12 protein-coding genes are annotated in these 13230 nt (G+C 70.0%); 5 read left to right on the top strand and 7 right to left on the bottom strand.

The features are described from left to right. Nucleotides 1-7: 7 nt before the first annotated feature. From KS03_RS23495 to alr, 3 genes are all read right to left on the bottom strand, one after another. A complete protein-coding gene (locus KS03_RS23495) occupies nucleotides 8-271 on the bottom strand; it encodes a DUF2866 domain-containing protein (protein ID WP_015875306.1) in 264 nt (87 codons plus the stop codon). 137 nt (nucleotides 272-408) lie between these two features. Then, nucleotides 409-1785 (bottom strand): DNA repair protein RadA, encoded by a 1377-nt coding sequence (radA, locus tag KS03_RS23490; RefSeq protein WP_015875305.1) that lies wholly within the window; start codon nucleotides 1783-1785, stop codon nucleotides 409-411. Between the two features lie 10 nt (nucleotides 1786-1795). Next, nucleotides 1796-2866, bottom strand: coding sequence for an alanine racemase (alr, locus tag KS03_RS23485; RefSeq protein WP_015875304.1), 1071 nt, complete (start codon nucleotides 2864-2866; stop codon nucleotides 1796-1798). 212 nt (nucleotides 2867-3078) lie between these two features. Here alr and lplT point away from each other — a divergent pair, with 212 nt between their 5' ends. Both lplT and thiD read left to right on the top strand, forming a co-directional pair. Beyond that, nucleotides 3079-4386, top strand: coding sequence for a lysophospholipid transporter LplT (gene lplT / locus KS03_RS23480; RefSeq protein ID WP_015875303.1), 1308 nt, complete (start codon nucleotides 3079-3081; stop codon nucleotides 4384-4386). A 145-nt stretch (nucleotides 4387-4531) separates the two neighbouring features. After that, nucleotides 4532-5341: a bifunctional hydroxymethylpyrimidine kinase/phosphomethylpyrimidine kinase gene (gene thiD, locus KS03_RS23475; RefSeq protein WP_015875302.1), complete on the top strand. Its 810-nt coding sequence runs from the start codon at nucleotides 4532-4534 to the stop codon at nucleotides 5339-5341. 245 nt (nucleotides 5342-5586) lie between these two features. On the opposite strand, the gene KS03_RS23470 is transcribed toward thiD, so the two are convergent. The 4 genes from KS03_RS23470 to tsaB are packed head-to-tail and all read right to left on the bottom strand — an operon-like array spanning nucleotide 5587 to nucleotide 8921. Further along, the gene (locus KS03_RS23470; RefSeq protein ID WP_035982481.1) at nucleotides 5587-6549 is read right to left on the bottom strand and encodes a DUF1853 family protein; all 963 of its coding nucleotides are present in this window, start codon (nucleotides 6547-6549) and stop codon (nucleotides 5587-5589) included. After that, nucleotides 6546-7634: a uracil-DNA glycosylase gene (locus KS03_RS23465; protein ID WP_015875300.1), complete on the bottom strand. Its 1089-nt coding sequence runs from the start codon at nucleotides 7632-7634 to the stop codon at nucleotides 6546-6548. The genes KS03_RS23470 and KS03_RS23465 overlap by 4 nt, the downstream gene beginning before the upstream one ends. After that, a complete protein-coding gene (rimI, locus tag KS03_RS23460) occupies nucleotides 7621-8118 on the bottom strand; it encodes a ribosomal protein S18-alanine N-acetyltransferase (protein WP_015875299.1) in 498 nt (165 codons plus the stop codon). Before rimI ends, KS03_RS23465 begins: the two co-directional genes overlap by 14 nt. Then, complete coding sequence (gene tsaB, locus KS03_RS23455) at nucleotides 8115-8921, bottom strand: tRNA (adenosine(37)-N6)-threonylcarbamoyltransferase complex dimerization subunit type 1 TsaB (RefSeq protein ID WP_015875298.1); 807 nt, start codon at nucleotides 8919-8921, stop codon at nucleotides 8115-8117. The genes rimI and tsaB overlap by 4 nt, the downstream gene beginning before the upstream one ends. A gap of 146 nt (nucleotides 8922-9067) precedes the next feature. Here tsaB and KS03_RS23450 point away from each other — a divergent pair, with 146 nt between their 5' ends. From KS03_RS23450 to aceA, 3 genes are all read left to right on the top strand, one after another. Continuing rightward, nucleotides 9068-9337, top strand: a complete 270-nt coding sequence (locus tag KS03_RS23450) for an acyl-CoA-binding protein (RefSeq protein ID WP_015875297.1) — start codon at nucleotides 9068-9070, stop codon at nucleotides 9335-9337. 470 nt (nucleotides 9338-9807) lie between these two features. After that, nucleotides 9808-11382 carry a DEAD/DEAH box helicase gene (locus KS03_RS23445; protein WP_015875296.1) on the top strand — a complete coding sequence of 525 codons (1575 nt, stop codon included), beginning with the start codon at nucleotides 9808-9810 and terminating at the stop codon, nucleotides 11380-11382. A 383-nt stretch (nucleotides 11383-11765) separates the two neighbouring features. Continuing rightward, nucleotides 11766-13073 carry an isocitrate lyase gene (aceA, locus tag KS03_RS23440; protein WP_015875295.1) on the top strand — a complete coding sequence of 436 codons (1308 nt, stop codon included), beginning with the start codon at nucleotides 11766-11768 and terminating at the stop codon, nucleotides 13071-13073. The last annotated feature ends 157 nt before the right edge of the window (nucleotides 13074-13230 follow it).

Below are 13230 nucleotides of genomic sequence, written 5' to 3'. Positions count from 1 at the left end.
CGCGTGGTCAGCGGCGCGGCAGGGTCTCGCGCGGCATCTGCTCGTCGTCGTGCATCAGGTAGCGACGCCCGTCGAGCGGCCGGCGTATCGTCTCGACCACCTCCGCCTCGGTGACGTGCTCGGCCACCACGCGGCGCGCGATCCGCCCTTCGTCATCGACCCATTCCACGATCCGGCAGCCCCGGCCGAAGGGCGGCCGGATCGGCTCCGACACGCGGCAGCCGCGCAGGTTGTAGAGATGCTGACCGACAGCTTGCTGTGACTGTTTCAAGGTTGGGTTTCCTTTCCGACCGGCCACACCGGCGAGACACGATGCGGCCAAGCATAGGGGAAAACCGCGGCGCGACGAGTTACAGCGGTGCATGGAAACGTTACATGGAGTTACCGCGCGGCGGGCGCCGCACGGCCTCACTCGAGGCCGCGCACGCGGTCGATGGCCTGCTCGATGCGCTCGACGGCCATCACGGTGAGCCCCTCGATCGGCTGCTTGGGCGCGTTGGCCTTGGGAATCAGGGCCATCGTGAAGCCCAGCTTGGCGGCCTCGCGCAGGCGCTCCTGGCCGCGCGGCGACGGCCGGATCTCGCCGGCCAGCCCCACTTCGCCGAATACGATCAGACCCTTCGGCAACGCTTTGTTACGCATCGACGAATGGATCGCCAGCAGCACCGCCAGATCGGCCGCCGGCTCGGTGATCTTGACGCCGCCCACCGCATTCAGGAACACGTCCTGATCGAAGCAGGCGATGCCCGCGTGGCGGTGCAGCACGGCCAGCAGCATGGCCAGCCGGTTCTGTTCGAGCCCGACGGCGAGCCGGCGCGGATTCGGCACGTTGGCGGTGTCGACGAGCGCCTGCACCTCCACCAGCAGCGGCCGCGAGCCCTCCTGCGTGACCAGCACGCAGGAGCCGGGCACCACCTCCTCGTGCTGCGAGAGGAACAGCGCGGACGGGTTCGCCACGCCGCGCAAGCCGCGCTCGGTCATCGCGAACACGCCGAGTTCGTTGACGGCGCCGAAGCGGTTCTTGATCGCGCGCACCAGCCGGTACGACGAATGCGTGTCGCCCTCGAAATACAGCACCGTGTCGACGATGTGCTCGAGCACGCGCGGGCCGGCCAGGGCGCCCTCCTTCGTGACGTGACCGACCATTATGATCGCGGTGCCGGACTGCTTGGCGATGCGCGTGAGCTGCGCCGCGCACTCGCGCACCTGCGCGACCGAGCCCGGCGCCGACGACAGCGCGTCCGAATAGACCGTCTGGATCGAATCGATCACGGCCACGTCGGGGCGCTCCGCGTCGATCGTGGCCTGGATCTTCTCGAGCTGGATCTCGGCCAGCAGCTTCAGGTCGGCCGCGTCGCCGCCATGGTCGAGCAGCGCGAGCCGCTGCGCGCGCAGCGCGATCTGCGCGGCCGATTCCTCGCCGCTGATGTAGAGCGCGCGCCGTTGGCTCGCGAGCTGCGCGAGCGACTGCAGCAGCAGCGTGGACTTGCCGATGCCGGGGTCGCCGCCGATCAGCACCACGCCGCCCGCCACCAGCCCGCCGCCGAGCACGCGATCGAACTCGCCGATGCCGGTCGTGAAGCGCGGCACGTCGGCCGCGTCGATGTCGGCCAGGCGCTGCACCGGCGCGCTCTTGGCGAGCGCCTGGAAGCGGTGCGAGGACGGCGTCTCGGCAGCCGATTCGAGCAGCGTGTTCCAGGCATGGCAGGCCGGGCACTGGCCCTGCCATTTCGGCGACTGGCCGCCGCATGCAGTACAGACGTAGACGGTTTTCTGTTTTGCCACGAACCCGCCCTTATTCCGCCCGAACCGGCACGCGCTGGGCCACCGCGCACATCAGTTCGTAGCCCACCGTCGCGCAGTGCGCGGCCACGTCGTCGACCGGCAGCGCGCGGCCCCAGAGCTCGACGCGCGCGCCGATCCCGGCCTGCGGCACCGGCGTCAGGTCGACCGTGATCATGTCCATCGAGACGCGTCCGACGATCCGCGTGCGCACCCCGTCGACCAGCACCGGCGTGCCCTCCGGCGCGACCCGCGGATAGCCGTCGGCATAGCCGCAGGCCACCACGCCGATCCGCATCGCCTGCGTGGCGACGAACGCGCCGCCGTAACCCACCGCGTCGCCCGCCTTGATCGACTGCACGGCGATCAGCTCGGAGGCGAGCGTCATGGCCGGCTGCAGCCCGGCGTCGGCGATGTCGGCCGCGCGGCCCGAGGGCGAGGCGCCATACAGCAGGATGCCGGGGCGCACCCAGTCGTGATGGGTTTGCGCGTGCCACATCACGGCGGCCGAGTTCGCGAGGCAGCGCGCGCCGGCGATGCCCTCGGCGCCGCGCTCGAACGCGGCCATCTGCGCGGCCACGCCGCGCTCGCCGTCGGCATCGGCGAAGTGCGTCATCAGCGTGATCTGGCCGATTCCGGGACAGGTCCGCGCACGCTCCCAGGCCGCGCGATACTTGTCGACCGAATAGCCGAGCCGGTTCATGCCGCTGTTCATCTTCAAGAGGATGTTGACCGGCTTCGACAGGCGCGCCGTCTCGAGCATGCGCATCTGATCGTCGTTATGCAGCGCGGTGGTAAGGCTGTAGCGATCGATCACGTCCACGTCGGTCGAGCGGAAGAAGCCCTCGAGCAGCAGGATCGGCCCCGCCCAGCCCAGCTCGCGCAGGCGCACCGCCTCGTCGACGTCGAGCAGGCCGAAGCCGTCGGTGCCGCGCAGCCCGGGGAACGCGCGCGCGAGGCCGTGCCCGTAGGCATTGGCCTTGACGACGGCCCAGACCTTCGAGCGCGGCGCGAAACGGCGCGCGGCCGCGAGATTGTTAGCAAGTGCGGCGGTATGAATCGTGGCGGAAATCGGGCGCGGCATAAGGAAATGTCATAAAGACCCAGGCGAATCAGCAGCTTACCGCACCTCGTGGGCACGGTGACGCGAGCAGCAAGCAGCGGTCGGGGATTCTTGCTAGTCGGATTTGCCGTATTTTCATGATATAAAGCCGTGCGCACAACCTATTTTGCACGGGATCAGTCCGATTGCACGGCCCCTGCGGCCGAGCCGCAGCGAGGAAAGCATCGCTTCAGATGAAAAAAGGTTTTTACTCCATCATGGCCGCGCAGTTTTTCTCTTCGCTGGCCGACAGTGCGCTTCTCATCGCCGCCATCGCCCTGCTGAAAGATCTGCACGCGCCGAACTGGATGATTCCGCTGCTCAAGCTGTTCTTCGTCCTGTCCTATGTCGTGCTGGCCGCTTTCGTGGGTGCCTTCGCCGATTCGCGTCCGAAGGGACGCGTGATGTTCATCACCAACTCGATCAAGGTGATCGGCTGCCTGATCATGCTGCTCGGCGCGCATCCGCTGCTCGCCTACGGCATCGTCGGCTTCGGCGCGGCCGCCTATTCGCCCGCCAAGTACGGCATCCTCACCGAGCTGCTGCCCCCCGACCGGCTGGTGGCCGCCAACGGCTGGATCGAGGGCACCACGGTCGGCTCGATCATCCTCGGCACGGTGCTCGGCGGCGCGCTGATCAGCCCGCACCTGGCCTCGCACGTCATCAGGTACACCCCGCCCTGGATCAACACGCCGGCCGAGGCCGCGATGCTCGTGATCATGGCGATCTACGTCTTGGCGGCGCTGTTCAACCTGCGCATCCCCGACACCGGCGCGCGCTACCCGCGCCAGCAGCACGGCGTGCTGCGCCTCGTCACCGATTTCGCCGATTGTTTCGTGGTGCTGTGGCGCGACAAGCTCGGGCAGATCTCGCTGGCCGTCACCACGCTGTTCTGGGGCGCCGGCGCGACGCTGCAGTTCATCGTGCTGAAGTGGGCCGAGGTGTCGCTCGGCATGTCGCTGTCCGAGGGCGCGATCCTGCAGGCCGTGGTCGCGCTCGGCGTGGCCGGCGGCGCGATGGCCGCGGCCAGCCGGATTCCGCTCAAGAAATCGCTGAAGGTGCTGCCGGTCGGCATCATGATGGGCATCGCCGTGATGCTGATGGCGTTCTACACGCGCGACCTGCTGCCCGCCAAATGGGTGCTGCACGTCTGGCACGTCCGGATCCCCTTCTACCTGGTGGTCGCCTACGTGTTCCTGATGATCGTCGGCGCGCTGTCCGGCTTCTTCGTGGTGCCGATGAACGCGCTGCTGCAGCACCGCGGCCACGTGCTGCTGTCGGCCGGCCACTCGATCGCGGTGCAGAACTTCAACGAGAACCTGTCGGTGCTCGTGATGCTGTGCCTCTATGCGATGCTGGTCTGGCTCGACGTGCCGGTGGGCATCGTGATCGTGCTGTTCGGCACCTTCGTGTGCCTGACGATGTGGCTCGTGATGCGCCGCCACCTCGCCAACCAGCGGCAGTTCGACTCCGTCGCGCTGATCGGCGAGAGCCGCCACTGAGGCGCGGCACCCAGCCCCGGCCGGGCGGCGAGACCGCCCGCGGGGCCGTCCCGATCTGCCGCAGTCCGGCTCGATCGGCCCGTCCGGACGCCGTCCGGCCTTGTGCGTTTCCGATCCGCCGGCCCGCGCGACCGGCCCCTGCACGATGACCCGACCCATTCCGAATGCCCTGACCATCGCCGGCTCCGATTCGGGCGGCGGCGCCGGCATCCAGGCCGACCTGAAGGCCTTCTCCGCGCTCGGCGCCTACGGCGCGAGCGTGATTACCGCGCTGACCGCGCAGAACACGCGCGGCGTCACGGCCGTGCATGCCCCCGAGGCCGACTTCATTCGCGCCCAGCTCGACGCCGTGTTCGACGACATCCGGATCGACGCCGTGAAGATCGGCATGCTCGCCAACGCCTCGATCGTGGGCGCGGTGGCGGCGGCCCTCGAACGGTACGCGCCGCCGTTCGTCGTGCTCGACACCGTGATGATCTCGAAAAGCCGGCACGCGCTGCTCGCGCCCGACGCCGTGGCCGCGCTGCGCGACACGCTGCTGCCGCGCGCGGACCTGGTCACGCCGAACCTGCCCGAGGCAGCCGCCCTGCTAGGCTGCGACGAGGCGGCGAACGAGGCCGAAATGGTCGAACAGGGGCGCGCGCTCGTCGCGCGCGGCGCGCGCGCGGTGCTGATGAAGGGCGGCCATCTGGCAGGCGCCGCGGACTGTCCCGACTGGCTGATCCGCACCGACGGCGAACTGCGCATCGGCGGCGAGCGGATCGCCGTCGCCCATACCCACGGCACCGGCTGCACGCTGTCGGCGGCGATCGCGGCGCTGCGGCCGCAGCGCGCCGACCTCGCGGCGGCCGTGGCCGACGCGAAACGCTATCTGGCCGAGGCGATCGCCGCGAGCACGCGACTGGCGATCGGACACGGCATCGGGCCGGTCCATCATTTCCATCGCTGGTGGTGAGCCCCCGCTGACGCAGCGGCCGGTGCGGCGGCGGGCATTGGCCGGCTGCGAGCCGCCTCTACCGCCTCTACCGCCGGATCGCACCGGATCGCACCGGATCGCGCTCGGCCCCGCCGGGCCGAGGCCTCGCCGGCATGCCGGCCCGTGCCGCCCTCGCCTGATGCGCTCGGCGGCGGCCGGGCATCGCCGCCACGCCGCGGCACGGCTCGGGCCGACCGGCAGCGCTCCTCTCGAGCTTTCCCGCCTCACCGCTGCGGGGCGGCGAATGCGTGCACGCGCGCCGGCCAACCGTCGTCGACGATGAAGCCGCGCAGCATCTCGTGCCAAGCGCCATCCTCGCCGCGCCGCACGGCTGCCACCAAGCACGGCGCCGGGCGCGCCCGCACCGCCTCGAACAGCGTCGTGGCGTCGAGCGGCACGAGCGCGCCGTCCTGGCCCGCGTCTTCGAAGCGCCGCGGCGCGAGCCACGCGAGCCGCGGCAGCACCACCCAGCGGGTGCCGGCCGGCTGCCGCGCCGCGAGACTCGGCCAGTTGCCGCATGGCGTCCAGAAGCCGCGCGAATGGGCCGGGTCGAGCGCCGCGGGCGCCGTCACGGCGGCGCCGTCGCGGTAGAACAGCCAGCCCTTCACGAGCATGCGCGCCGCCCACGGCCCCGGCTGGCCGGCGAACGCGAATTCGTCGCGTGCACTCAGGCGCAGCTGGTGATCGACGAGCCGGCGGTATTTGAGATCGAAGCGGTCGGCCAGATTCGGGCCGACGTAGTCGCGCAGCGCGGCCGTGCCGTCGGGCGCGGCGCAAAGATAGCATTTGACGGCGAGCTCCCAGTGCAGGCGCTCGCCGTCGGGCGCGACCAGCAGCAAGTCGCATTCGCCGAGCGTGCGGCCGCTCACGCGCACCGGCAGGTTCGCCGCGACCAGCGTCCAGGCCGGCGCCTGCGCGGCGAAGAATTCGAGCAGCGCCTCGGCGTAGCGGCCGAGCCGGGTCGGCCGCGCCGCGCCCAGGGCGGCGGCCAGCGGCGCCGGATCGGCGTCGAGCGCGCTCAGCCAGGCGGCGATCCGCGCCGCCTCCCCCGGGCCGCGCCACGGGCGCGCAAGCGGGGCCTCGGCCGAAGCCGCCAGCAGGTCGGCGCTGGCCAGCAGCCAGCCGAGATCGCGCACCGCCGTGTCGCGCAGCCCGACCCACGGTACGGACTGCACGACGGCGGTCATGCGTCGCCCGCCGCCTTGCCCGCCCCGCCGATGGTGTCGCGCGCGAGGCACAGATCGGCCCAGGCCTTCGCCTTGTCGGGCAGGCTGCGCAGCAGGTAGGCAGGATGGTAGGACACCACCACCGGCACGCCTTCGTAATGATGGATGCGGCCGCGCATCGAGGCGATGCTGCCCGTGGACTTCAGCAGCGTCTGCGCGGCGAAGCGGCCCATCGCGACGATCAGCTTCGGCTTCACGAGCTCGACCTGACGCTGCAGGTAGGGCTCGCAGCGCGCCACTTCGTCGGGCTCGGGATTGCGGTTGCCGGGCGGGCGACACTTGATCACGTTCGCGATGTAGACGTTCTCGCCGCGCTTGAGCGACAGCGCATGCAGCATGCTGTCGAGCAGCTTGCCGGCCTGGCCGACGAACGGCTCGCCCTGCTTGTCCTCGTTCTCGCCGGGCGCCTCGCCGATCAGCATCCAGTCGGCCTCGCGGTCGCCCACGCCAAACACGGTCCGGGTGCGCTTCTCGCAAAGCCGGCAGCGCCGGCATTCGGCGACGCGCGCCTCCAGTTCGTCCCAGCCGAGTCCGGCCACGGGCGAGCGCGCGACGGCCGGCTCCGCCGGCTCGAATGAGTGGCCGGCATCGGACATGGGCACCAGATCGAACCACGACGGATCCTCGAGCGACGGGTCGGCGTCGGGCGGCATCTGGTCGGCCGCGCCGGCGGGCGCGGCCGTGTCGGGGCGGGCCTCGCGCCGGCGCGCGGCGGCCGGCGCGGAATGCGCCTCGGCGGCGGCATCGAGCGAGGCAGCGGAGGCAGCGCGGGCCCCGGCGTGCGCCGGCTCGCCGCGCGGCGGCACCGCCTCGTGCGCCGCCGTGCCGGCCGGCGGCAAGGGCGCCTCGCTCGCGTCGCGAGTGGCCGAGGCGGCCGGCCGCTGCCCGGCGGCGGGTCGCGCCAGCGCGGCGCCCGGCATCGGCGCGGCCCCGTCATCGGCCAGCGCCACCGCACCCTCGGCCGCCGCCGGCGCGTCGGCGGCACTACGCCGCACCCAGAGCGGCCCGAGGCCCATTTCGTCGAGTGCCGAGTCAAGCCAGCTCATGCGCGCCTCCTTGGGAATTCAGCGACAGCCGCATCACGATCGCGTCCTCACGCATCCGATGCTTCGCCGGGTAGTAGTGCTTGCGCCGGCCGATGGTCTCGAAGCCGAAGCGCTCGTACAGCTCGATCGCGCGCGGATTCGAGGGCCGCACCTCGAGCAGCACGCCCACCAGCCGCTCGGCCCGCGTGAGCCGCACCGCCTCGCGCAGCAGCGCCAGGCCGCAGCCGCTGCGCTGCGCGACCGGCGCCACGCACAGGTTCAGCAGATGCATCTCGTCAACCACCGGCATCAGCACGCAATAGCCGAGCAGCGTACCCGTCACATGCCGCATGCAAACGCCGAAATAGCCGTTGCGCAGCGAATCCTCGAAATTGCCGCGCGACCACGGAAACTCGTAGGCGACCTTCTCGATCGCCACCACCTCGTCCAGGTCGGCATCGGTCATCGGCGCGAGGTAACGGTCGGTCATCAGCACGCCGCTCATCGGCCGCTCCCCTTCCCCCCCGCGCGCTCCCCGCCCTTCGCGCCCGCACGCGCGGCAAGCCGCTCGGCCGTGGTCTGCGCGACCTTGTTGCGGACGTAGTCGGGCGCCGCCTGGTCGGCCGGCACGGTGCGCCCGGCGCGAAACGCGCGCAGCGCGACATGGGCGAGCGGCACGGCGTGCGGCAGCGCGGCGGCATCGACGAACGCGGCGCGCGCGGCGGCCGGCAGCCGCGCGCCGAACGCGGCGGCGGCGTTGCCGGCCAGCACGAACGCGGCGTCCGGCGCCACCAGCGCGGCCGGCGCGTCGAGCGAGGCCGGCTGCAGCACGCGCCAGTCCGCGGCGGCGGCATCCCATGCATAGTCGGCCCAGTAGGCTTCGTCCATGCGCGCGTCGAGTGCGGCGAGCACGCGCGCGGGCGGCTCGCGGCCCGCCTCGAGCGCGTTGAGCCGCGCATGCTCGGCGCAGGCGAGCAGCGTGCCGACCGGCACGACCGGCAGGTCGCGGCCGAACGCGAGCCCCTGCGCGACGCCGGTGGCGGTGCGCAGTCCGGTGAACGAACCGGGGCCGGCGCCGAACGCGATCGCGGCGCAATCGGCGAGCGTGCGGCCGGCCTCGTCGAGCAGCTCGCGCACGGCGGGCAGCACGCGCGTGCTGGAGACGGCGCCCGTCTCGTCGTGGCGGAACCAGACGCGCGGCGTGGCGGTGGAAGCGTCCGCCCCGGCGGACGCGGCAATCAGGGCGACCGAGCAGAATTCGGTCGAGGTATCGATGGCGAGGAGCACGTTTTGCGTCATGGCCGACATTGTAATGCGGCACCTCGCCATGCCGGGTCTTTCCGGCGGCCGGCATGGCGCTCGCGGCGCCGGCGCGGTTTGGAAGAAAGGTTCGAGCCGCGCGGCGGCCGCGCTTGCTACCATTTGCCGACCTGAAAACCCCTCGGAGACACTCGATGAGCGACATCACCGCCCAGTTCAACCAAGCGCAGGAAGACGTCAAGCAACTGTCCGAGCGCCCGGGCAACCTGACGCTGCTGCGCCTGTACGCGCTCTTCAAGCAGGGCACCGAAGGCGATGCGCACGGCGACAAGCCGGGCTTCGCCGACATCGTCGGCAAGTACAAGTACGACGCCTGGGCGGCCCTCAAGGGCACCCCGCAGGAAACCGCGCAGCGGCAGTACGTCGAACTCGTCGAATCGCTGAAGAACGGCACCGCGTCGTGATCGGGCGGGCGCCGGCGCGCCGCGCCGACGCCCGGCACCCCGTCGGAAACCCAAGCAAACGCATCGAAGCCGCCGCCATCCCAGCGCGAGATGGCCGGCATTTGCGCAAAAAGGTGCGACAAAAGTGGCGCAGCGCAGCAAATCCGGCTACAATGTCGTTTGCGTCATCGCACCGGCCGGCCAGCAGGCCGCACCGCCTGACGCCTAGTACGTTTCGCTCCAATCCAGTTTAGAACCTGTCCCCTCCTGCCTCTCTGGGTCTTCGCACCCATCAAGTATCAGGCTGGCGGCAAGCGTGACCGATAGTCGGTACGCGCCGCATCCGAAACAGCTTCTAACAGCACCCGTGAGTGAGTCCGCGTTTGCAGAACGCGGACGTCTGTCACGTTCCCGATTTGCTCGATGCATCCGTCGACTTGGGCATGCACGATTGGCGCCGACGTTTCACTCACCGTGTTTCAAGGATTGATATGACTTCGAGCCAACCCCAAAGCCCGCTCAACGCGATTGCCGACGAGGCACTCGGTTTGTCCGCCGCCGCCCCCGTGCAGCCTGCCGCTGCCGCCGCGCAACCGGCCAGCGACGAGCCGAGCTTCGCCTCGCTCGGGCTGTCGCCGGAGATCGTCTCCGCGCTGCAGGCCGCCGGCTATGTGAAGCCGACGCCGGTGCAGCAGCGCGCGATCCCCGCCGGCATCGCGGGCCGCGACCTGCTGGTGTCGAGCCCGACGGGCTCGGGCAAGACCGCCGCGTTCATGCTGCCCGCCATCGAGCGTTTCGCCCAGTTGCAGAAGACCCAGGCCCAGCAGCCGCGCGAGCCGCAGTCGGGCGACCGCCGCCAGCGCCGTCCTCAGCCGGTGGCCCGCCCCGGCCTGCTGGTGCTCACGCCCACGCGTGAACTCGCGATGCAGGTCACCACCGCCGCCTCCACCTACGGCAAGCACCTGCGCCGCCTGCGCACGGTCAGCATCCTCGGCGGCGTGGCCTATGGCCAGCAGCTGATGCTGCTCGCGAAGAACCCGGAAATCCTGGTCGCCACGCCGGGCCGCCTGCTCGACCACCTCGAGCGCGGCCGCATCGATCTGTCCGAACTGAAGATGCTGGTGCTCGACGAGGCCGACCGCATGCTCGACATGGGCTTCATCGACGACATCGAGACGATCGTTGCCGCCACCCCCGCGACGCGCCAGACCATGCTGTTCTCGGCCACGCTCGACGGCAAGATCGGCTCGCTCACGAGCCGCCTGCTGAAGGAGCCGGAGCGCATCGAGATCGTCCAGAAGCTCGAGGCGCGCACCAACATCGCGCAGACCGTGCATTACGTGGACGACCGCGACCACAAGGACCGTCTGCTCGACCACCTGCTGCGCGACGACGCGCTCGACCAGGCGATCATCTTCACCGCCACCAAGATCGACGCCGACCAGCTGGCCGGCCGTCTGGCCGACGCCGGCTTCGAATCGGCCGCGCTGCACGGCGACCTGCCGCAGGGCGCGCGCAACCGCACGATCCGCGCGCTGCGCGAGCGCCGCGTGCGCGTGCTGGTGGCCACCGACGTCGCCGCGCGCGGCATCGACATCCCGGGCATCACGCACGTGTTCAACTACGACCTGCCGAAGTTCGCGGAAGACTACGTCCACCGGATCGGCCGCACCGGCCGCGCGGGCCGCTCGGGCATCGCGGTGAGCCTCGTGCATCACGCCGAACAGGGTGCGTTGAAGCGCATCGAGCGCTTCGTGCGCACCCCGCTGCCGGTCAACGTGATCGAAGGCTTCGAACCGCGCAAGGCGCCGCCGCGCGGCGGTCCGGGCCGCGGCCGTCCGGGCGGCGGCAGCGGCGGCGGCCGGCGCTTTGGCAGCGGCAGCAGCAAGCCGGGCGGCAGCCGCGAAGGCGGCTACGGCAGCGGCAACCGCAGCTACGGCGGCGGCGGCAGCAGCGGCAATGGCTGGGGCAACAAGTCGGCCAACGGCGGCGGCAATCGCGAGGGCGGCTACGGCAGCCGTCGCAGCGACGCGCCGCGCGGTCCGCGCCGCGGCTCGGCGGCCTGAGCGCGCGTCACCCGCCGCTCATCGCGGCGGGCGATCTCACGACCGGTGCTTCAGCACCGGTTTTTTTTCGTCCATTGTCGGCATTTCACGATACGGAAAAATTTTTTGCCTCGTAAAAAATCGTGTTGCGTGGCACAAGCGAGGCGATTGCGGGATGGGAAAACGCATTTCTCATTACAAAAAATGATTTTAAATATTTGATTTAAAATACTTATTTATTTTAGAGCGACCCCTGAAAGACGCTGTCGCAGCGCCCGCCGTTTCCCTAGACTCTTCTACAAGAGTTCACGAAACGCGGCGCCGGGCGCCAGGCTCCCCACGCTTCGTGATTCGCCGATTCGCGTCACTCAACGATTCACGTTCAATCCATCAAGGAGCTCATCATGTCGCGTCAGCAACAGGCGAAGGAACTGCAGCAGCAGTGGGAGAAGGATCCGCGCTGGAAAGGCATCAAGCGCAGCTACACGGCAGAAGACGTGGTCCGCCTGCGCGGCTCGCTGGCCGTCGAGCACACCATCGCGAAGCACGGCGCCGAGAAGCTCTGGAAGCTGATCAACACCGAGCCGTTCGTCAACGCGCTCGGCGCACTGACCGGCAACCAGGCGATGCAGCAGGTCAAGGCCGGCCTCAAGGCGATCTACCTGTCGGGATGGCAGGTCGCGGGCGATGCCAACGTGGCCGGCGAAATGTATCCGGACCAGTCGCTTTATCCGGCCAACTCGGTGCCGCTCGTCGTCAAGCGCATCAACAACACGCTCACGCGCGCCGACCAGATCCAGTGGTCCGAGGGCAAGAATCCCGGCGACGAAGGCTACGTGGACTACTTCGCGCCGATCGTGGCCGACGCGGAAGCCGGCTTCGGGGGCGTGCTGAATGCGTTCGAGCTGATGAAGGCCATGATCGAAGCCGGTGCCTCGGGCGTGCATTTCGAGGACCAGCTCGCGTCCGTGAAGAAGTGCGGCCACATGGGCGGCAAGGTGCTGGTGCCGACCCGCGAGAACGTCGCGAAGCTGACGGCCGCGCGGCTCGCAGCCGACGTGATGGGTGTGCCGGCCGTGCTGATCGCGCGCACCGACGCCGAGGCAGCCGATCTCATCACCTCCGACATCGACGACAACGACCGGCCGTTCCTGACCGGCGAGCGCACCGTCGAAGGCTTCTTCCGCACCAAGCCCGGCATCGACCAGGCGATTTCGCGCGGCCTCGCCTACGCGCCCTATGCCGACCTGGTCTGGTGCGAGACCGGCAAGCCCGACCTCGACTACGCCAAGCGCTTCGCCGAGGCGATCCACAAGCAGTTCCCGGACAAGCTGCTCTCCTACAACTGCTCGCCGTCGTTCAACTGGAAGAAGAACCTCGATGACGCGACCATCGCGAAGTTCCAGAAGGAGCTGGGCGCGATGGGCTACAAGTTCCAGTTCATCACGCTGGCCGGCTTCCATTCGCTGAACTACTCGATGTTCAACCTCGCGCACGGCTATGCACGCACCCAGATGAGCGCGTTCGTCGAGTTGCAGCAGGCCGAGTTCGCGGCGGCCGAGAAGGGCTTCACCGCCGTCAAGCACCAGCGCGAAGTGGGCACCGGCTACTTCGACGCCGTCACGCAGACCGTCGAGCGCGAAGCGTCGACCACGGCACTGCACGGCTCGACCGAGGACGAACAGTTCTTCGACGGCCAGAAGGTGGCCTGAGGCACCGGGCGACACGACAGGCAGGGCCGCGTCGCGCCAGCCCCTTGCGATGCGGCCAAGGGGCGCCTCGGCCGGTCCGCCGGTGCGCCCCACAGGGAGTCACAACAAAACGGACGGCAATCCGCGCCGGTCATCTGCGACCGGTTACCCGCGACAC

Source organism: Burkholderia glumae LMG 2196 = ATCC 33617, assembly GCF_000960995.1.
GTDB lineage: Bacteria > Pseudomonadota > Gammaproteobacteria > Burkholderiales > Burkholderiaceae > Burkholderia > Burkholderia glumae.
Note: the sequence above shows the minus strand (reverse complement) of the source record. Positions and strands in the feature narration are given on the sequence as shown.